Origin of the sequence: Ollibium composti (assembly GCF_004801285.1) — a bacterium.
GTDB lineage: Bacteria > Pseudomonadota > Alphaproteobacteria > Rhizobiales > Rhizobiaceae > Mesorhizobium > Mesorhizobium composti.
Map to the genome: position 1 here is coordinate 49,535 of NZ_SSNY01000016.1, position 19,905 is coordinate 69,439.

Genomic DNA, 19,905 nt, shown 5'->3' on the forward strand with positions numbered 1-19,905 from the left:
TGAACCGGTCACGCTTCGAACGACTCGCCTCAGGCTCCGGCCAGCGCTGTCTTGACCGCGTCGATGGCGGCCTGCGCTTTCGAGGCATCGGGGCCGCCGGCCTGCGCCATGTCGGGCCGGCCGCCGCCGCCCTGCCCGCCAAGTGCGGCCGAAGCCACCCGCACGAGGTCGACGGCGCTGAAGCGGCCGGTCAGGTCGTCGGTGACGCCGACCACGACGCTCGCCTTGTTGTCCTCACCGGCGCCGACGAAGACGACGACGCCCGAGCCCAGCGACTTCTTGGCGGCGTCGGCCAGCGGCTTCAGGTCCTTCGGCGACACGCCGGACACCGCCTTGCCAAGGAAGCCGACGCCGGCGATCGTCTCGTTCGCCGCCGGGGCGTCGGCCGAGGAATCGCCACCGAGCGCCAGCTTCCTGCGCGCTTCCGAAAGCTCCTTCTCCAGCTTGCGGCGTTCTTCCACCAGCGCCTCGACGCGTGCGGGAACGTCGGCGGGCGAAATCTTCAACGTCGCGGCAACCTGCTTCAGCAACCTGTCCTGATCGTCCAGGTGCCGGCGCGCGGCCTCGCCGGTCAGCGCCTCGATGCGGCGCACGCCGGCGGCGACGGGGCTGTCGGACAGGATGCGCACCAGTCCGATGTCGCCGGTGGCGCCGACATGCGTGCCGCCGCACAGTTCGATCGAATAGGGCCGGTTGGCTTTCTCGCCGTGCGTTGCCGTGCCCATCGACACGACGCGCACCTCGTCGCCGTATTTCTCGCCGAACAGCGCCATGGCGCCTTCGGCGCGCGCGTCGTCGACCGACATCAGCCGGGTCGTCACCGGTCCGTTCTGGACGACGATCTCGTTGGCCATCTGTTCGACCTGTTCGAGCTCGTCGTGCGAAATCGCCTTGTTGTGCGAGATGTCGAAGCGCAGGCGGTCGGGCGCTACAAGCGAGCCCTTCTGCGCGACATGCGTGCCCAGCACCTCGCGCAGCGCCTCGTGGATGAGGTGCGTGGCCGAATGGTTGGCGCGCAGCTTCGAGCGGCGGGCATGATCGACCGCGAGCTCGACCGCAGCGCCCGTCTTCACCGTGCCCCTGGCGACCTTGCCGAGATGGATGAACAGGCCGTCGGCCTTCTTCTGGGTGTCGGTGACATCGATGGAAAAACCGTCGCCGGCGATGGTGCCGGTGTCGCCCATCTGGCCGCCGGACTCGCCGTAGAACGGCGTCTGGTTGACGACGACAGCGACCGTTTCGCCGGCGGCTGCGCTTTCCGCTTCCTTGCCGCCCTGGACCAGCGCCTGCACGACGCCCTCTGCCTTTTCCGTGTCGTAGCCGAGGAATTCCGTCGCGCCGAGCTTTTCACGGAGGCCGAACCAGATCGTCTCTGTCGCCGCCTCACCCGAACCTGCCCAGTTGGCGCGCGCCTCGGCGCGCTGGCGCTGCATGGCGTCGTTGAAGCCGTCGAGATTGACGGAGATGGAGCGCTGGCGGAGCGCATCCTGCGTCAGGTCGAGCGGGAAACCATAGGTGTCGTAGAGCTTGAAGGCGGTCTCGCCGTCGAGCATGTCGCCGGCGGAAAGCCCGCCAGCCGCGTCTTCGAGCAGCGTCAGGCCGCGTGCCAACGTCTTGCGGAAGCGCGTTTCCTCCAGCTTCAACGTCTCGGTGATGAGGGCCTCGCCGCGCACGAGTTCCGGATAGGCCTGGCCCATCTCGCGCACCAGCGCCGGCACCAGCTTGAACATCAGCGGCTCGGCCGCGCCCAGCAGCTGGCCGTGGCGCATGGCGCGGCGCATAATGCGGCGCAGGACGTAGCCCCTGCCCTCGTTGGACGGCAGAACACCGTCGGCGATGAGGAAGGCCGACGATCGCAGGTGGTCGGCAATGACGCGGAATGAGGCGGTGTTGTCCTTATCCGGGCCGCGGCCGAGCGCCGAGGCGGTCGCCTCGATCAGGTGGCGGAACAGGTCGGTCTCGAAAACGCTTTCGACGCCCTGGAGGATGGAAGCCATGCGCTCCAACCCCATGCCGGTGTCGATGGACGGGCGCGGCAGGTCGGTGCGCTGGTCCTTCGTCACCTGCTCGTATTGCATGAAGACGAGGTTCCAGAATTCCAGGAAGCGGTCGCCGTCCTCCTCCGGGCTGCCGGGCGGACCGCCCCAGATGTGCTCGCCACGGTCGATGAAGATCTCCGAGCACGGGCCGCAAGGGCCGGTATCGCCCATCGCCCAGAAATTGTCGGAAGTGGGGATGCGGATGATGCGGTCTTCGGAAAAGCCGGCGATCTTCTTCCACAGCGAAGCCGCCTCGTCGTCGGTGTGGTAGACGGTGACGAGCAGCTTGTCCTTCGGCAGGCCGAAATCCCTGGTGATCAGGTTCCAGGCAAGCTCGATGGCGCGTTCCTTGAAATAGTCGCCGAAGGAGAAGTTGCCGAGCATCTCGAAATAGGTGAGATGGCGCGCGGTGTAGCCGACATTGTCGAGGTCGTTGTGCTTGCCGCCGGCGCGCACGCATTTCTGCGAGGTCGTCGCGCGCGAATAAGGACGCTTCTCCAGCCCGGTGAAGACGTTCTTGAACTGCACCATGCCGGCATTGGTGAACATCAGCGTCGGGTCGTTGCGCGGTACGAGCGGACTGGAGGCCACGACCTCGTGTCCGTTCTTCCTGAAATAATCGAGGAAGGTCGACCGGATATCGTTGACGCCACTCATTCGTCTGTCCTTGCAGGAAATGCCGGCCGGCCCGGCGAAACGCCCTCTCTTAACGGCGGCTCATGGCGCTGTCCAGAAAAGGCGGAGCCGGAAAACGGCAAAACCGCCGGCCCATGGCCGGCGGTCCAAGTTATCTTTAAATGGCAGCAGCCTCCTCTCCGTCTCGGGCTTCGCCCGAGCCACCTCTCCCCCACTTCGTGGGGGCGAGGAAAGGAGCCAAGCCTACATCTCGGCAGCTTCGTCGGGCAGATCGCCTTCGCCGCCGTTCTCGAGGAATTTTTCCGCGATCAGGCCGGCGTTCTGGCGCAGCGCCAGTTCGACCTCACGGGCAAGCTCGGGATTGTCGCGCAGGAACAGCTTGGCGTTCTCTCGGCCCTGGCCGAGGCGCTGGGAGTTGTAGGAGAACCAGGCGCCGGACTTCTCCACCACGCCGGCCTTGACGCCGAGGTCGATCAGTTCGCCTGTCTTCGACACGCCCTCGCCATACATGATGTCGAACTCGACAACCTTGAAGGGCGGCGCCAGCTTGTTCTTGACCACCTTGACGCGCGTCTGGTTGCCGACGACCTCGTCGCGGTCCTTGACCGAGCCGATGCGGCGGATGTCGAGACGCACCGAGGCGTAGAACTTCAGCGCGTTGCCGCCGGTGGTCGTCTCGGGCGAACCGAACATGACGCCGATCTTCATGCGGATCTGGTTGATGAAGATGACCATGGTGTTGGAGCGCGAGATGGAGGCGGTGAGCTTGCGCAGCGCCTGGCTCATCAGGCGAGCCTGCAGTCCGGGCAGCGCGTCGCCCATCTCGCCCTCGATTTCGGCGCGCGGCGTGAGCGCGGCAACGGAGTCCACCACCAGCACGTCGACGGCACCGGAACGCACCAGCGTATCGCAGATCTCCAGTGCTTGCTCGCCGGTGTCGGGCTGCGAGATCAGGAGGTTCTCCAGATCGACGCCGAGCTTGCGGGCATAGACGGGGTCGAGCGCGTGTTCGGCGTCGACGAAGGCGCAGATGCCGCCCTTCTTCTGCGCTTCGGCCACCGTATGCAGGGCCAGCGTCGTCTTGCCCGAGCTTTCCGGCCCGTAGATCTCGACGATACGCCCGCGCGGCAAGCCGCCGACGCCGAGCGCAATGTCCAGCCCCAGCGAACCGGTCGGCACCGTCTCGATCTCGACCGCCTGCTCGTTGGCGCCCAGGCGCATGATCGAGCCCTTGCCGAAGGCGCGCTCGATCTGCGAGAGAGCGGCGTCCAGCGCCTTTGATTTGTCCACCGATTTATCCTCTACAAGCCGCAAACTGTTCTGAGCCATGATACATCACCCCTTGGTCGTCAATGAAGGCCGGAGAGCCCGGTGGACCCTGCGAATATGTACCTCTTTTGTTCCGTTTTGGCAAGGGTCGTATATATTTGATAAAAAAGGATGATTCTATTTTGTTCTTTTTTTGTTTTACCTATTCTGCTTCGAATGTATCCATATGCCGCGCAGGGGGCGACGGCCGTTCCGGCCAGGGGCGATTCGGCTTTGGCGCCATGATCGCCGCTGGGCGGGACCGGTGCCCGGCATGACGCGCGCGCCGCATATCCTCGCCGTCGGCGGCGCGCATATCGACCGGCGCGGCCAGGTGAGCGGCGCCTATATAGCCGCCGCCTCCAACCCCGGCACGATGCGCGAGGATGTCGGCGGCGGCGTCTTCAACGCGCTGCGCACGGCGGTGCGGCGCGGCGCGTCCGCCTCGCTGGCGTCGCTGCGCGGCGGCGATGCGGCGGCCGAGACCGTGGCGCGCGCCATCGCGGCGGCCGGCATCGAGGACCTGTCGGCCGTCTTCCTCGACCGCACGACGCCGAGCTATACCGCCATCCTCGACGCCGAGGGCGAACTGGTCGTCGGCTTTGCCGACATGGGACTCTACGACCTCGCTTTCCCCAAGCAAGTGCGGCGCGCCAAGCTGCGCGAGGCGGCGACGACGGCGGACGCGCTGTTCCTCGACGCCAACCTGCCGGAGGCGGCGCTGCAGCGGCTGGTGCCGCCGGCCGGCGGCAAGCCGGTCTTCGCCATCGCCATCTCGCCGGCCAAGGCGGTGCGGCTGAAGCCGGTACTCGACAGGCTGGCGCTGCTGTTCATGAACCGCCGCGAGGCAGCAGCCCTGACCGGGTTGGAAAAGAACGCCCTGGCGGCGGACCTCGTAGCCGGATTGCACGCCGTCGGCCTGAAGGGCGGCGTCGTCAGCGCCGGCGACGGGCCGCTGATCGGCTTCGACGCGAAAGGCGCCTTCACCATTGTGCCGCCCGCCCCGCGCCATGTCGCCGACGTTACCGGCGCGGGCGATGCGCTGGCCGGCGCCACGGTCGCGGCCGTGCTACGTGGAGAGGCATTGCGGCAGGCGCTGTGCGAGGGCGCCGCAGCGGCGCTTCTGGCCATCGAAAGCCCGCATGCGGTGCCGGATTTCACGGCGGCGGACTTTGCCGCAGCGCTGGCCCTTGTGCCCGAACCGCAGGAAATGGCATGAGCCATGAAAGCCGGCGCGCCACGCCGGCGCCCGGAGATGACCATGATGCTTGAAAGCGCCCGCCCCTTCGTCGACATCCACCCGCCGGTGGCCGAGGCCCTTGCCGCCAAGCGTCCGGTGGTGGCGCTGGAATCGACCATCATCACCCATGGCATGCCCTACCCCGACAACGGCGCGATGGCGGCGGACGTGGAAAAGATAATCACCGAAGAGGGTGCCGTGCCGGCCACCATCGCCGTCGTCAACGGCCGCATCAAGATCGGCTTGTCGGACGGCGAGCGCGAATCGCTGGCCATGACGGTCGACGCCATGAAACTGTCGCGCGCCGACCTCGCCTTCGCGGTGGCCGAAGGGCGTACCGGCGGTACCACGGTCGCGGCCACCATGATTTGCGCCGCTCTTGCCGGCATCAAGGTGTTCGCCACCGGCGGCATCGGCGGCGTCCACAAGGGGGCGGAAAAGAGCTTCGACATCTCGGCCGATCTCGACGAACTGGCGCGCACGCCCGTCATCGTCGTCTCTGCCGGCGCCAAGGCGATCCTCGACATCGAAAAGACGCTGGAGGTGCTGGAGACGCGCGGCGTGCCGGTGATCGGCAACGGTTGCGAGGTGATGCCGGCCTTCTGGTCCCGGCAGTCGCCGTTCCGCGCGCCGCTGATGCTCGATTCGCCCGAAAAGATCGCCGAGTTATTCAATGTCCGCCGGGCGCTCGGGCTGGAAGGCGGCATGCTGGTCGCCAACCCGGTGCCGGAAGACCACGAAATCCCGGCCGCCGAAATGGCCGGCTATATCGAAGCGGCGCAGAAAGCGGCCGAGGCGCAGAAGATCGTCGGCAAGGCGGTGACGCCGTTCTTGCTGGGGAAAATCCTTGAGCTCACCGGCGGCCGCAGCCTGAAGACCAACATCGCGCTGGTGGAAAACAACGCGCGGGTCGCGGCACGGGTGGCGAAGGCGCTGTAAAGTTTGCCGTACGTCCTTCGAGGCTCGCTCCGCTCGCACCTCAGGATGAGGACCGTTTTGGCCCCACACTGGAGAACCGTCTCAGGCGAAACTCAGCGGCAGGGCCATACACCAACCTTTGCATGACGGCCATCGGACCACTTCCCTCATCCTGAGGTGTGAGCGGAGCGAGCCTCGAAGGACGTACGGCGGACCGGCCCTACTTCTCGCTCCGCAGTCCCGCCTGGTAGGCCCTGCGTGCCCATAGCGCCATCTCGTCGGGATCGTCCAACGCGCTTTCGGGCGCTGTCCAGTAGGGCATGGCGACCTCGCGGCCGTGGCGCTTGTTGAGGTAGGTCCAGTGCCGGCCGCCGGCCGCCTCGTATTCGGCGGCGATCTCGTCGTCGCCCTTCAGCATCAGCTCGCCGCGCAGGATCAGAGCGAAGATGACGCCGTTGTGGTAGATGCCCTTGCCGCTGAACATACGGCGGATGGTGACAGGCCCCAAGCCGTCGAAGAGTTCGCGGATGCGTTCGTCGTCCATGGGGCGATCATCTCACGCGGCTTGGCTGCTGTCATGCCGGCAACCGAAACGCTGCTGACAAGTTGAGAACGCACCGGTGCTATCGTGCGCCCGTCAATCGAGGAGAACCGCCCATGCCCATGCTGCTCAAAGGCTCCTGCCGCTGCGGCGCCGTGCGCTTTCAGGTCGAGAGCCACACGCCCGCGCCCTACCAGCTCTGCTATTGCTCGATCTGCCGCAAGCAGCAGGGCGGCGGCGGATACGCCATCAACCTCGGCGCCATCAACGACACGCTGGCGATCGAAGGCAGGGAAAATCTCGGCGTCTATCGTGCGGAAATCGAGGACGAGGAACATCCGGTCTGCGAAACCTCGACCGGCGAGCGCAATTTCTGCACCCGCTGCGGCACCGCGCTCTGGCTCTACGATCCGACATGGCCCGAGCTGGTGCATCCCTTCGCCTCGGCGGTCGATACCGACTTGCCGATACCGAAGGAGCGCACGCACCTGATGCTGAAATACAAGGCGAACTGGGTGGAGCCGGCTATCGCCGACGGCGACAAGGCGTTCGACGTCTATCCGCAGGAGTCGATCGCGGATTGGCACAAACGGACGGGCATGTGGATTGAATGAGTTTCGGTGCGTCCTTCGAGGCTCGCTGCGCTCGCACCTCAGGATGAGGGAAGTGGTGCGATGGCCGTCAGACAAGGGTTGGTGTACGGCCTTGCCGCTGAGTTTCGCCTGAGAGCCTTTTTGAAAAACAGTCAGGCCGTGGCGAAAACGGCGGCTGGCGAGCACCGGAGCGGAGCGTACATCAAGTACGTGAGCACCGGAGCACAGCCGGACGCTGTTTGCAGCCCGGCCTCACGGAATTTTCAAAAGGGCTCTAAGACGGTTCTCCAGTGAGAATTGGCTGAAACGCTCCTCATCCTGAGGTGCGAGCGCAGCGAGCCTCGAAGGACGCACTACGCGGCGCTGGCCCGCGCTTCGGCGAGCGCCTTGAGGTCGGCCGGCTTCAGTTCCACCGATTCGCCGCAGCCGCAGGCGGAAGACTGGTTCGGGTTGCGGAAGGTGAAGCCGGTGCGCAGCGTCGTCACCTCGAAATCCATCTCGGTGCCGAGCAGGAACAGGGCCGCTTCCGGCGCGACATAGACATGCGCGCCGTCGCGTTCGATGTGGTCGTCCTTGAGACTGGGCTCGGTCACCAAATCGACCGTGTATTCCATGCCGGCGCAGCCGCCCTTCTTGATGCCAAGGCGGATGCCGTGAGCCCGGACACCATTCACATCGTCGCGGCTGGCGACGATTTCGCGCACGCGATCCGCGGCCTTCTCGGTCATGCTGATGACGGCGAAGCGTCCCATGCTCAATTCTCCATCCTGTGCAGGTTCAAGGCCTGCCGGACCAATCCTTGCCTAAAATGGTGAAGTTTGTGCCACGTCGCAAGGGCTATTCCTTTTGGTGATCGTCCGTAACACTTTTCACTTTTGCGGAACCGCCTCCCTTCCCCGGCATTGGGTTCGGGTCATATCAATGGAGGCTAAAATGCTGATCCGGAATTTTCTTATCGCGGGTGCCCTGCTCGCCACCACCGCTTCGGCCGCCTTTGCCCAAACGGTCGTCCTTCAGCCGGAAGAAAGAACCGTCGTGCGCGAATACATCATCAAGCAACCGCCCGCTCCGGTCGTGCTGCCGGACGACTTCAACCTCGCCGTCGGCACCGTCGTCCCCGACAGCGTGATGGTCAGCCCGCTTGACGCGCCGGGCCTTGAAAAACGCTACGACTACATGGTCGTCGACGGCCATGACGTGCTCGTCGACCCTGAAACGCGCGAGATCGTCGAGATTCTCAACTGACGGCAGACACAGAGCAGCGCCGGCAGCGATGTCGGCGCTGTTTGCCTGTCCTCAGTACCAACCCACCGCGATCTGCGCTTCTTCCGACATGCGGTCGGGCGTCCACGGCGGATCGAACACCATCGAAACCTCGACGCCGGACACGCCTTCCACGGCGCCGACGGCATTTTCCACCCAGCCGGGCATCTCGCCGGCGACCGGGCAGCCGGGCGCCGTGAGCGTCATGTCGATCTTGACGGAGCGGTCGTCCTCGATGTCGATCTTGTAAACGAGGCCGAGTTCGTAAATGTCGGCGGGAATTTCCGGGTCGTAGACCGTCTTCAGCGCCGAAACGATGTCGTCGGTCAGCCGCGCCAGTTCGTCGGCGGGAATGGTCGAAGTCGTGACCGGAACATTGGCCGGCGTCTGCTCGGAAAGGGTCGTCTCATCCATGGTCGTCATCCGAAGAACTTTCGCGCCTTTTCCAGCGCATCGGCAAGGGCATCGACCTCGGCGCGGGTGTTGTACATGCCGAACGACGCCCTGCATGTTGAGGTGACGCCGAAGCGTTTCAACAGCGGCTGGGCGCAATGGGTGCCCGCCCGCACTGCCACGCCCTGCCTGTCGATGACCATCGACACGTCGTGCGCGTGGATGCCTTGCAACTCGAAGGAGACGATGGCGCCCTTGCCCGGCGCGTCGCCGAAGATTTTTAGTGAATTGATCGAGCGGAGCCGCTCGTGGGCGTATTTTTTCAGGTCGGCCTCGTGCGCGGCGATGCGCTCGCGGCCGACGCTTTCCATATAGTCCAGCGCAACGCCGAGCCCGATCGCCTGCACGATGGGCGGCGTGCCGGCCTCGAAGCGATGCGGCGGGTCGTTGTAGGTGACGACATCCTGCGTCACTTCCTCGATCATCTCGCCGCCGCCCATGAAGGGGCGCATGGCCTCCAGCCGCTCCCTCTTGCCGTAGAGCACACCAATACCGGACGGGCCGTAGACCTTGTGGCCGGTGAAGACGAACCAGTCGCAGTCGAGGTCCTGTACGTCGATGGGCATATGGACGGCGCTCTGCGAGCCGTCGACCAACACCGGAATGCCGCGCTCGTGCGCAATCCGGCAGATTTCCTTGATAGGCGTCACCGTGCCCAGCGCGTTCGACATATGGGTAATCGCGACGAGTTTTGTCCGGTCCGTCAGGCTTTTCTCGAAATCCTCGACATGCAGCGCGCCGAGGTCGTCCACCGGCACCCACACCAGCTTCGCGCCCTGCCGCTCGCGGATGAAATGCCACGGCACGATGTTGGAGTGGTGTTCGAGGATCGACACGACGATCTCGTCCCCGGCGCCGATGTTCGGCATGCCCCAGCCGTAGGCCACCGTGTTGATGGCCGAGGTCGAATTGGAGGTGAAGACGATATTGTCCGGGCTCGGCGCATTGAGGAAGCGGCGCACCGATTCGCGCGCCTTCTCATAGGCGTCGGTGGCGGCGTTGGAGAGGAAATGCAGGCCGCGATGGACGTTGGCGTATTCTTCTCGATAGGCGTGCTGGACGGCGTCCAGCACCACCTGCGGCTTCTGCGCGGAAGCGCCGTTGTCGAGATAGACGAGCGGCTTGCCGTACACCTCGCGCGCGAGAATCGGGAAATCGCGGCGGATCGCCTCGACGTCGTAAGGAAGGGTTTCGACCGCCTTATCCATGGTAGCTTATGAACTCCATGAGCGATCCGTCCGGATCGCGGAAATAGACGCTGGTGCCTTTGCCCTGCCCACCGAGGCGCGGCACCGGACCGAGTTCGACCGGGATGCCGTTGGCGCGCAGATGCTCAACCGCGTCCTCGATCGAACCGCTCCAGCAAAAACAGAGATCGCTGTTTCCGGGCTGGACCGGGATGCGCGCCAGCGGCTCGGCTTTCACGCCCGGCCCATGACAGTTCAACTGCTGGCTTCCCAGCCGGAAAACGTAGGCACCGCCTTCGCGCGCAATCGCTTCGGCGCCGATGACCTTGGTATAGAACGCCTTCGCCCGATCCCAGTCGGAAACGTGGATCACACTGTGATCGAGCGATACCGGCAGCTCAGCCATGTTCCGCGAACCACCCGTCGAGCCTGGCTTCCAGCGCCTCGACGAGCGCCTCGTCCTCCAGTTCTTCGATCACCTCGGCAACAAAGGCCTTCACCAGAAGGCCGCGCGCGGTCTTCTCGTCGATACCGCGCGCCATCAGGTAGAACAGATGCGCGTGGTCGATCTCGGTGACGGTGGCGCCGTGGCCGCAGGCGACGTCGTCGGCGAAGATCTCCAGTTCCGGCTTGGTCGAGAATTCGCCGTCGTCGGAGAGCAACAGCGTGTTGCAGGCCATCTTGGCGTCGGTCTTCTGCGCCACCTGATGCACGTTGATGCGGCCCTGGAAGACGCCGCGCGCCTTGCCGGTGACGACGTTGCGGATGATCTCGCGCGAACCCGTGTTCGGCACGGCGTGGTCCAGCACCATGGTGACGTCGGTGTGCGTGTCGCCATGCAACAGGTCTACGCCGCGCAGCTGGAAGTCTGAGCCCTCGCCCTTGGTGACGACGCGGATTTCCTGCCGCACCAGCTTGCCGCCGGCGTTCATGACGAACAGGGTGAACTTGGCGTCCTTGCCGATCCAGGCGTTGAACTGGCCGAAATGCGTCGCCGTATCCGGCTGCTCCTGCACGATCAGCCAGGTCACCTCGGAGCCGTCGCCGATGACGACGTTGTCGACCGACGAGACCAGCGCGTCGCCGCTGCCGGTCTGCCGCTCGACGATGGTGGCGGTCACGCCATTGCCGATTTTCGCCGCGAAACGGGTGTGGACCTGTCCGCCGGCCTGCACGTTCTGCACTTCGACCGGCTTTTCGAGCACGGTGCCGTCGGCGATCTCGAGCAGCCAGCCGTCGGCGACGAAGGCGCTGTTCAGTGCGCCGATGGCATCGTCCGCGCCCTGGGCTCCGAGTGCCGGCGCATAGGTGCCGTCGCCGAGCTTTTCGGCCACCGGGGTCGCGGTAACGCCTTCGATCGCCACAGGCTTGCCGGCAACGCCGTTGAGCACGGTCAGCACCGGCGAACCTTCGATGAGCGGCGCGACGGGCTTCGCCTCAAGGCCGGCGTCGAAGGCCGGAACCTTCGTCAGCAGGCGGCGCAGATCGGTGTAGTGCCAGGATTCGATGCGACGCGTCGGCAGGCCGGCCTTGATCGCCTCGATCGCCGCGTCACGCTTCAGCATGACCTCGCCATCGCCCGGCAGCAGCGCCAGCCGCTCGCCGAAGGCGTCGATCAGCGCCAGCTCCGCCGGCGTGTTCTTGATGGGCGTCTGGATGTTCATGGCCTTACGCAGCCTCTCCGATCACGCCGGCATAGCCGTTGGCCTCGAGGTCGAGCGCCAGCGACTTGTCGCCGGACTTGATGATCTGGCCCTTGTAGAGAACGTGCACGCTGTCGGGCACGATGTGCTCCAGCAGGCGCTGGTAGTGCGTGATGACGACGATGGCGCGGTCCGGCGAGCGCAGCGCGTTGACGCCGTCGGAGACGATCTTCAGCGCATCGATGTCGAGGCCCGAATCCGTTTCGTCCATGACGCACAGCTTCGGCTCCAGGAGCTTCATCTGCAGAATCTCGGCACGCTTCTTCTCGCCGCCTGAGAAGCCGACATTGAGCGGGCGCTTCAGCATGCCCATGTCCATCTGCAGCGTGCCGGCAGCGTCCTTCACCTTCTTCAGCAGTTCCGGAACCTTCAGCGGCTCCTCGCCGCGCGCCTTGCGCTGGGCGTTCATCGCCACCTTGAGGAATTCCATCGTCGCAACGCCCGGTATCTCCATCGGATACTGGAAGGCGAGGAAGATGCCGCTCGCCGCGCGCTCGGCCGGATCCATCTCCAGAATGGATTCGCCGTTGAACAGGATGTCGCCCTCGGTGACCTCGTAGTCCTCGCGGCCGGCGAGGATGTAGGACAGCGTCGACTTGCCGGAGCCGTTCGGGCCCATGATGGCGGCGACCTCGCCCTTGGCGACGGTCAGGTTCAGGCCGCGGATGATCTCGGTGCCCTCGTCTGCGATGCGGGCGTGCAGGTTCTTGATCTCAAGCATTTGTTCTTCCTGAAAATTCGTTGGTCAGCCGACGGAGCCTTCGAGCGAGATGCCGATGAGCTTCTGCGCCTCGACGGCGAACTCCATCGGCAACTCCTGGATGACGTCCTTGACGAAGCCGTTGACGATAAGCGCGATGGCTTCCTCTTCGGGAATGCCGCGCTGCATGACGTAGAACTTCTGGTCCTCGGAAATCTTCGAGGTGGTGGCCTCGTGCTCGAACTGGGCGGTCGAGTTCTTGGCCTCCATATAGGGCACGGTATGCGCCCCGCAGTTGTCGCCGATCAGCAGCGAGTCGCAGTTGGTGAAGTTGCGCGCATTCGTCGCCTTGCGGTGGGCCGAAACCTGGCCGCGATAGGTGTTCTGGCTGAAACCGGCGGCGATGCCCTTGGAGATGATGCGGCTCTTGGTGTTCTTGCCGAGGTGCAGCATCTTGGTGCCGGAATCGATCTGCTGATAGCCGTTCGAGACGGCGATCGAGTAGAAATTGCCCTGGCTGTCGTCGCCGCGCAGGATGCAGGACGGATACTTCCAGGTGATCGCCGAACCGGTCTCCACCTGCGTCCACGAGATCGTCGAGCGGTCGCCGCGGCAATCGCCGCGCTTGGTGACGAAGTTGTAGACGCCGCCCTTGCCCTCGGCATCGCCCGGATACCAGTTCTGCACCGTCGAATACTTGATCTCGGCATCGTCTAGCGCGATCAGCTCGACCACGGCGGCGTGAAGCTGGTTCTCGTCGCGCTGCGGCGCCGTGCAGCCTTCCAGATAGGAGACGTAAGCCCCCTCTTCCGCGATGATCAGGGTGCGCTCGAACTGGCCGGTGCCCTTCTCGTTGATGCGGAAATAGGTGGAAAGCTCCATCGGGCAACGTACACCCTTCGGCACGAACACGAAGGAGCCGTCGGTGAAGACCGCCGAATTCAGCGTGGCGTAGAAGTTGTCGGACACAGGAACGACCGAGCCGAGATACTTCTTCACCAGTTCCGGATGCTCGCGGATGGCTTCCGAGATCGAGCAGAAGATGACGCCGGCCTTGGCCAGCTCCTTCTTGAAGGTGGTGACGACCGAGACGGAATCGAACACGGCGTCCACCGCCACGCGGCCGGACTTGTAGACGTTGTCGTTGGCCGCATCCGCGTCCTCGTCGTCCACGCTTTCTGCCGGAGCCGCCTTCTTCACGCCGGCGAGGATTTCCTGCTCCTTGAGCGGAATGCCGAGCTTCTCATAGGTCCTGAGCAGTTCGGGATCGACCTCGTCGAGCGACTTCGGCCCGGACTGGTTCTTCGGCGCGGCGTAATAGAAAATGTCCTGGAAATCGATCTTGGGGTACTCGACGCGCGCCCAGGTCGGTTCTTCCATGGTCAGCCAGCGGCGATAGGCGTCGAGGCGCCATTCCAGCATCCAGTCCGGCTCGTTCTTCTTGGCCGAGATGAAGCGGATGATATCCTCCGACAGGCCCTTGGGCGCCTTGTCGACGGCAATCTCGGTCTCAAATCCATATTTATACTGATCGACATCGATCTGGCGGACCTGATCGATCGTCTCCTGCACAGCAGGCATCGGCGTTCTCCATCCATGCCGGGTTCAAGGCCCGGCCGTTTTTGAACTCTGGCACCGCCAGCCAAACTGACGGAGTAAGTTCGATATAGTGCGTCCGCACCGGAAATTCACCCGGCCAATTCGACACGCACCGCTCTGCCAGGCGAAACCCGGCTTTTTCCTCCCTGGACGCGGCCCGGAGGCCGCCGCCCGACGGCTTACGCCGCCTTTTCCGTTCCCGCCCGGCGCGCGGCAATGCCTGCCAGCGCCGTGCGAAACAATTCGATATCCTCGTCGGTCGTCGCCGGGCCGATCGACACGCGCAGCGCGCCCTGCCCGTCACTGATGCCCATCGCCTTCAGCACATGGCTCGGCCCGACCTTGCCCGACGAGCAGGCCGATCCGGCCGACAGCGCCACGCCTGCGAGGTCGAAGGCGATCTGCGCCGTCTCGGCCTTCATGCCGGGGATGGCGAAGAAACTCGTATTGGCGAGACGCGGCGCACTGGCGCCGAAGAAAACGGCGTCCGGCACCAGTTCGGAAACGAGGCTTTCCACGGCATCGCGGCGGGCACGCACCGCCTCGATCGCATCCAGCGCGGCGAGCGCTTGTCTCGCCGCCGCGCCGAAGCCGGCGATGGCAGGCAGGTTTTCCGTGCCGGCGCGATGGCCCTTCTCCTGCCCGCCGCCGACGACCAACGGCTTCGGCATCATCAGGTCGGCGGCGGCGACGATAGCGCCGGCGCCCTTCGGCCCACCGATCTTGTGCGAGGAGAGAATCAGGTAATCGACGGAACCGGCTGAAATATCGAGCGGAATGCGCCCTGCCGCCTGCACGGCATCGAGCATCAGGACACCGCCGGCCGCCTTGACAATCCTGCCGATTTCCTCGACCGGCTGGATCACGCCCGTCTCGTTGTTGGCTGCGTGGACCGCCACCAGCGGCAGGCCGTCCGCCTTGTCATGCGCGGCAAGTGCTGCCTCAAGGGCTGCAAGATCGAGAATGCCGTCGCCGTCGACGCCGATCCGCGTCACCTGCCCGGCCGGAACGCGGCCGCCGGAGAGCAGGCAGGGATGGTCGGCCTCGCAGACGTAAAGACGACCCATGCGAAGCGCTGCGCGGCCCATCTGCCAATCAGGCGTCAAAAGCGTCGTGGCGGCCTCGGTGGCGCCGGAAGTGAAGACGACGTGCTCGGGCCTGCCGTTGACGAGGGCCGCCACGGCGCGGCGCGCATCCTCGACGATGCGGCGGGCGGCGCGGCCTTCGCTGTGCACCGACGAGGGGTTGGCTGCCCCGAGCGCCGCGACCACGGCCACCCGCGCCGCGTCGCTGAGCGGCGCGGAGGCGTTATGGTCGAGGTAGGCGCGTGCGGCCATCGGGCATCCTGTCATGTCGCAACGTCAGGACAGCGCGTTATTTCCTTGAAATTCCAAGGCGAGCCGTCCTATCTACGCGTTCGCGGCACTGGTGGACAGTCCACCAAAGTTTTGAACAATTCTAAACTAGCTTCTAAGAAGGCGCTGGCCCTGCGTCAAGAACCGATCTGACGCAGATCGGAATTGTCCAGGGGCGGAATTGTTGAAGGCGCCGCCGCCAGTGTATGCCAAGTGGAGTATTCGATGCCAGAGGTCATTTTCGCCGGACCGGCCGGACGCCTGGAAGGCCGCTACCAGCCTTCGACGGAAAAGAGCGCGCCCATCGCCATCGTCCTGCATCCGCACCCGCAGTTCGGCGGGACGATGAACAACAAGATCGTCTACGACCTCTTCTATATGTTCCAGAAGCGCAATTTCACCACGCTGCGCTTCAATTTCCGCGGCATCGGCCGCAGCCAGGGCGAATTCGACCACGGTACCGGCGAGTTGTCGGACGCCGCCGCCGCGCTCGATTGGGTGCAGTCGCTGCATCCCGATTCCAAGAGCTGCTGGGTGGCCGGCTATTCGTTCGGCTCGTGGATCGGCATGCAGCTTCTGATGCGCCGGCCGGAGATCGAAGGCTTCATCTCGATCTCGCCGCAGCCCAACATCTACGACTTCTCCTTCCTGGCGCCCTGCCCGTCGTCCGGCCTCATCATCCATGGCGACGCCGACAAGGTGGCGCCGGCCAAGGACGTGCAGGGGCTGGTGGACAAGCTGCACACGCAAAAGGGCATCACCATCACGCAGAAGACCATTCCCGGCGCCAACCACTTCTTCTCCAACGATTCGGCGCTGCTTCTGGACGAGTGCGCCGACTATCTCGACCGGCGGCTCAACGGCGAGCTCGCCGACCCGCGGCCGAAGCGGCTGCGCTAGGATAGCGGCGGCAGCCATCTGGCTCAAGAAATTGGCACAGCAGAGACTATGGTGCAGGCCTTCCTTTGAAGGCCTACACTGGAGGCTTACTTGTACCAGCCGCCGCTTTTCCGCGAGACGCGCCCCGACATCCTGCATGCGCTGATCCGCGCCCATCCGCTCGGGCTGATGATCTCGGTCGCGCCTGACGGACCAATGGCCGATCCGGTGCCGTTCCTGCTCGACGCCGACGCCGGCCCGCACGGGCGGCTCAACGCCCATGTCGCCCGCGCCAATCCGCATTGGCGCCAGATCGCGGACAATCCGGCGCTGCCGGTGCTGGTCGTGTTCCAGGGCGTCAACACCTACATCACGCCGTCCTGGTACGAGACCAAGCGCGAGACCGGCAAGGTGGTTCCGACGTGGAACTACGCCATGGTGCAGGTGCGCGGCACGGCGCGCGTTATCGAGGACGCTGACTGGCTGGCCGGACAGATCCACGCGCTGACCACGCGCCACGAGAGCGGCCGCGCCGAGCCATGGGCGGTCTCCGATGCGCCGGACGCCTTCATCGCCTCGCAGATCAAGGGCATCGTCGGCATCGAGATCGACATCACGGCCATCGACGGCAAGTGGAAGGTCAGCCAGAATCGCCCCGTCGCCGACCGAGCCGGCGTGGCGGCCGGGCTGGAGGCCGAGCAGGACAATGTTTCGGCGCATGAGATGGCGGGACTGGTGCGGGCGTTTGGCGGATTGGACGGGGCGTGAAGCGGGGCGACGCATTACGCATGCTTAGACAAAATACAGAGCGCAGCGCTGTCACCCCCACTCCGTCTCGGCTTCGCCGAGCCACCTCTCCCCTCAAAAGGGAGAGGAAAGGCGCCAAGCTGGCGGCCGGCGTTTCCTCTCCCCCGTCGAATGGGGGAGAGGTGGCTTGCGAAGCAAGACGGAGTGGGGGTCGATCTAACGGCCAAGTCAAGCCGATCGACCCGGCAGCCCGTCCGCTCTCGCAATCACCCCGCCGCTGACCGCCTCGCGACATCCGGTCGTCGCCGGGAAGGTCAGCGGCAGGCCTTTCAGCGCCCTGACCGCCAGATAGGCCCAGGCCTCTGCCTCGGTGGCGTCACCGTCGAGGCCGGCATCTTCGGCCAGCATCACCTCGGCGCCCAGCCGCGCAGCGCCTTCCCGCAAGTCGCCGACGATGTGCGGGTTCTTGCGGCCGCCGCCGCAGACGATCCACAGCTTCGGCGATTGCGGTAGGTGTTTTACCGATTTCAGGATCGCCTCGGCGGAGACGGCGGCCAGCGTGCGGGCGCCGTCGGCCAGTGCCAGGTCTTCGGCCTCGGCCAACGTGAAATCGTTGCGGTCGAGTGATTTCGGCCCGGGCAGCTTGAAGAACGATTTTTCCAGATAGCGTTCCACCACCGGGCGCGACACGCCGCCTTCGCTGGCGATCGCCCCGCCGGCGTCGAAGGGCACGCCGCCTTCGCGCTGCACCCACCGGTCGATCAGCGCGTTGCCGGGACCGGTGTCGAAGGCGACCGGATCCCCCTTTTCCGGTACGAAGGTGATGTTGGAGATGCCGCCGATGTTGACGAATACCACTGGAAACGACGCCACCGCCGGCAACGCGCGCGCCAGCGCCGCATGATAGGCTGGCACCAGCGGCGCCCCCTGCCCGCCATGAACCATGTCGTTGGCGCGCATGTCGTAGACCACCGGCAGGCCGGTTTTTCCGGCCAGCAGCGGCCCGTCGCCCAGTTGCACGGTCAGGCCGACATGGGGACGATGAAGCACGGTCTGGCCGTGGAAGCCGATCAGGTCCGACCGACCCCAGCGGGCATCGTCACGCAGTTTCGCCCGGAACGTCGCTACAGCTTCGGCATGGCGCAGCGTGATGTTGCGCTCGAGCGCCGCCAGATCACCCGGCCGTTCATCACGCTTATCGATCCGTTTGGCGTCCTCCAGCCCTGCCTCGATGCGGCGGCGGAAGGCCGCCTCGTAGGGAACGAAGAAGGACGGGCCGCGCTCGACCGCGTTTTCGCCGTCGGTGCGCAGCACGGCGAGATCGATGCCGTCCATGGATGTGCCGCTCATCAGGCCGATGGCGCAGAGTTCGCTCATCTTTCCACCGTTCTTGTGATTCCTTGCCGCAGGATGCTAAACGCGCGCCATCGTTGCTGTCACCGCCGCATGCGGCCGGTCCGTCCCGAAAGTAGAAGCCATGCCCGCCTTCAAGTCCGATTTCCTGCGCATCCTGTCCGAGCGCGGCTTCATCCACCAGATTTCGGATGAAACCGGCCTCGACGACCTCCTCGCAAAGGAAACCGTGACGGCCTATATCGGTTTCGATCCGACGGCGCCCAGCCTGCACGCCGGCGGCCTGATCCAGATCATGATGCTGCACTGGCTGCAGCAGACCGGCCACCGGCCGATCTCGCTTATGGGCGGCGGTACCGGCATGGTCGGCGACCCGTCCTTCAAGGACGAGGCGCGGCAACTGATGACCGTCGAGACCATCGCGGCCAACATCGCCGGCATCAGACGAGTCTTCTCCAACTACCTGACCTATGGCGACGGGCCAAAGGACGCCCTGATGATCAACAACGCCGACTGGCTGACGTCAATCAACTACCTGGAGTTCCTGCGCGACGTCGGCCGTCACTTCTCGGTCAACCGCATGCTCTCCTTCGACAGCGTGAAGATGCGGCTGGAGCGCGAGCAATCGCTGTCCTTCCTCGAATTCAACTACATGATCCTGCAGGCCTACGACTTCGTCGAACTGAACAAGCGCACCGACTGCCGCCTGCAGATGGGCGGCTCGGACCAGTGGGGCAACATCGTCAACGGCATCGACCTCGGCCATCGCATGGGCACGCCGCAGCTTTTCGCGCTGACCTCGCCGCTGCTCACCACCGCCTCCGGCGCCAAGATGGGCAAGTCGCTCAGCGGCGCGATCTGGCTCAACCCGGACATGCTGTCGGCCTACGATTTCTGGCAATACTGGCGCAACACCGAGGACGCCGACGTCGGCCGCTTCCTGAAACTCTACACGACCCTGCCGCTTGATGAGGTAGCGCGGCTGGCGGCGCTCGGCGGCGCCGAGATCAACGAGGCCAAGAAGGTGCTGGCGACCGAGATCACCGCCATGCTGCATGGAAGGCAGGCCGCGGAGCAGGCCGCGGAGACGGCGCGCAAGACCTTCGAGGACGGCGTGACCGCCGACAGCCTGCCCTCGGTCGAGGTGCCACGCGCCGAACTGGAGGCCGGCATCGGCATCCTTGCCTTGTTCGTGAAGGCCGGGCTCGCCGGCTCGAACGGCGAGGCGCGCCGGCATGTGCAGGGCGGCGCGGTGCGGCTAAACGACGAGCCGGTTTCGGACGACCGGCGCGCCGTGACGCTTCAGGACCTGAGTCCGGAAGGCGCGCTAAAGCTCTCATTAGGCAAGAAAAAACACATTCTGGTCAGGGTGGTGTAGGAGCTGCTCTCCT

At 65.1% G+C, this 19,905-nt stretch carries 19 protein-coding genes; 7 read left to right on the plus strand and 12 right to left on the minus strand.

Annotation, left to right across the window (positions count from 1 at the left end; all coding sequences use genetic code 11):
* Window positions 1-29: 29 nt before the first annotated feature.
* Window positions 30-2,696: an alanine--tRNA ligase gene (gene alaS, locus E6C48_RS20875; RefSeq protein ID WP_136360122.1), complete on the minus strand. Its 2,667-nt coding sequence runs from the start codon at window positions 2,694-2,696 to the stop codon at window positions 30-32.
* Between the two features lie 222 nt (window positions 2,697-2,918).
* On the minus strand, window positions 2,919-4,004 hold the full coding sequence (gene recA, locus E6C48_RS20880) for a recombinase RecA (protein ID WP_136360123.1): 1,086 nt from the start codon (window positions 4,002-4,004) through the stop codon (window positions 2,919-2,921).
* 253 nt (window positions 4,005-4,257) lie between these two features.
* On the opposite strand from recA, the gene E6C48_RS20885 reads away from it, so the two are divergent.
* Both E6C48_RS20885 and E6C48_RS20890 read left to right on the plus strand, forming a co-directional pair.
* The gene (locus E6C48_RS20885; RefSeq protein WP_136360124.1) at window positions 4,258-5,202 is read left to right on the plus strand and encodes a carbohydrate kinase family protein; all 945 of its coding nucleotides are present in this window, start codon (window positions 4,258-4,260) and stop codon (window positions 5,200-5,202) included.
* A 42-nt stretch (window positions 5,203-5,244) separates the two neighbouring features.
* On the plus strand, window positions 5,245-6,162 hold the full coding sequence (locus E6C48_RS20890; RefSeq protein WP_136360125.1) for a pseudouridine-5'-phosphate glycosidase: 918 nt from the start codon (window positions 5,245-5,247) through the stop codon (window positions 6,160-6,162).
* 199 nt (window positions 6,163-6,361) lie between these two features.
* Here the strand turns inward: E6C48_RS20890 and E6C48_RS20895 are convergent, their stop codons facing one another.
* Complete coding sequence (locus E6C48_RS20895) at window positions 6,362-6,685, minus strand: TfoX/Sxy family protein (RefSeq protein WP_136360126.1); 324 nt, start codon at window positions 6,683-6,685, stop codon at window positions 6,362-6,364.
* Between the two features lie 113 nt (window positions 6,686-6,798).
* Between E6C48_RS20895 and E6C48_RS20900 the strand changes: the two genes are divergently transcribed.
* Window positions 6,799-7,296: a GFA family protein gene (locus E6C48_RS20900; protein ID WP_136360127.1), complete on the plus strand. Its 498-nt coding sequence runs from the start codon at window positions 6,799-6,801 to the stop codon at window positions 7,294-7,296.
* A gap of 332 nt (window positions 7,297-7,628) precedes the next feature.
* On the opposite strand, the gene sufA is transcribed toward E6C48_RS20900, so the two are convergent.
* The gene (gene sufA, locus E6C48_RS20905; protein WP_136360128.1) at window positions 7,629-8,027 is read right to left on the minus strand and encodes a Fe-S cluster assembly scaffold SufA; all 399 of its coding nucleotides are present in this window, start codon (window positions 8,025-8,027) and stop codon (window positions 7,629-7,631) included.
* Window positions 8,028-8,208: 181 nt separating this feature from the next.
* On the opposite strand from sufA, the gene E6C48_RS20910 reads away from it, so the two are divergent.
* Complete coding sequence (locus tag E6C48_RS20910; protein WP_230978895.1) at window positions 8,209-8,520, plus strand: DUF1236 domain-containing protein; 312 nt, start codon at window positions 8,209-8,211, stop codon at window positions 8,518-8,520.
* A 51-nt stretch (window positions 8,521-8,571) separates the two neighbouring features.
* Here the strand turns inward: E6C48_RS20910 and E6C48_RS20915 are convergent, their stop codons facing one another.
* The 7 genes from E6C48_RS20915 to E6C48_RS20945 all read right to left on the minus strand — a co-directional run bounded on the left by E6C48_RS20915 (window position 8,572) and on the right by E6C48_RS20945 (window position 15,517).
* Window positions 8,572-8,961 (minus strand): SUF system Fe-S cluster assembly protein, encoded by a 390-nt coding sequence (locus E6C48_RS20915; protein WP_407941034.1) that lies wholly within the window; start codon window positions 8,959-8,961, stop codon window positions 8,572-8,574.
* Window positions 8,958-10,199, minus strand: a complete 1,242-nt coding sequence (locus E6C48_RS20920) for a cysteine desulfurase (RefSeq protein WP_136360131.1) — start codon at window positions 10,197-10,199, stop codon at window positions 8,958-8,960. Before E6C48_RS20920 ends, E6C48_RS20915 begins: the two co-directional genes overlap by 4 nt.
* On the minus strand, window positions 10,192-10,584 hold the full coding sequence (locus tag E6C48_RS20925; RefSeq protein ID WP_136360132.1) for a VOC family protein: 393 nt from the start codon (window positions 10,582-10,584) through the stop codon (window positions 10,192-10,194). Before E6C48_RS20925 ends, E6C48_RS20920 begins: the two co-directional genes overlap by 8 nt.
* Window positions 10,577-11,842 (minus strand): Fe-S cluster assembly protein SufD, encoded by a 1,266-nt coding sequence (gene sufD / locus E6C48_RS20930; protein ID WP_136360133.1) that lies wholly within the window; start codon window positions 11,840-11,842, stop codon window positions 10,577-10,579. Before sufD ends, E6C48_RS20925 begins: the two co-directional genes overlap by 8 nt.
* 4 nt (window positions 11,843-11,846) lie before the next feature.
* Complete coding sequence (gene sufC, locus E6C48_RS20935) at window positions 11,847-12,602, minus strand: Fe-S cluster assembly ATPase SufC (protein ID WP_136360134.1); 756 nt, start codon at window positions 12,600-12,602, stop codon at window positions 11,847-11,849.
* 24 nt (window positions 12,603-12,626) lie between these two features.
* Entirely contained in the window at window positions 12,627-14,162 is a 1,536-nt protein-coding gene (gene sufB / locus E6C48_RS20940) for a Fe-S cluster assembly protein SufB (RefSeq protein ID WP_136360135.1), read from the minus strand.
* Window positions 14,163-14,359: 197 nt separating this feature from the next.
* On the minus strand, window positions 14,360-15,517 hold the full coding sequence (locus tag E6C48_RS20945) for a cysteine desulfurase family protein (RefSeq protein WP_136360136.1): 1,158 nt from the start codon (window positions 15,515-15,517) through the stop codon (window positions 14,360-14,362).
* Between the two features lie 243 nt (window positions 15,518-15,760).
* Between E6C48_RS20945 and E6C48_RS20950 the strand changes: the two genes are divergently transcribed.
* Both E6C48_RS20950 and E6C48_RS20955 read left to right on the plus strand, forming a co-directional pair.
* Window positions 15,761-16,435, plus strand: a complete 675-nt coding sequence (locus E6C48_RS20950; RefSeq protein ID WP_136360137.1) for an alpha/beta hydrolase — start codon at window positions 15,761-15,763, stop codon at window positions 16,433-16,435.
* A 90-nt stretch (window positions 16,436-16,525) separates the two neighbouring features.
* Window positions 16,526-17,182 carry an FMN-binding negative transcriptional regulator gene (locus E6C48_RS20955; protein WP_136360138.1) on the plus strand — a complete coding sequence of 219 codons (657 nt, stop codon included), beginning with the start codon at window positions 16,526-16,528 and terminating at the stop codon, window positions 17,180-17,182.
* A gap of 207 nt (window positions 17,183-17,389) precedes the next feature.
* Here E6C48_RS20955 and E6C48_RS20960 read toward each other — a convergent pair whose 3' ends face one another.
* Window positions 17,390-18,538 (minus strand): anhydro-N-acetylmuramic acid kinase, encoded by a 1,149-nt coding sequence (locus E6C48_RS20960; RefSeq protein WP_136360139.1) that lies wholly within the window; start codon window positions 18,536-18,538, stop codon window positions 17,390-17,392.
* Window positions 18,539-18,638: 100 nt separating this feature from the next.
* Between E6C48_RS20960 and tyrS the strand changes: the two genes are divergently transcribed.
* A complete protein-coding gene (gene tyrS / locus E6C48_RS20965) occupies window positions 18,639-19,892 on the plus strand; it encodes a tyrosine--tRNA ligase (RefSeq protein WP_136360140.1) in 1,254 nt (417 codons plus the stop codon).
* The last annotated feature ends 13 nt before the right edge of the window (window positions 19,893-19,905 follow it).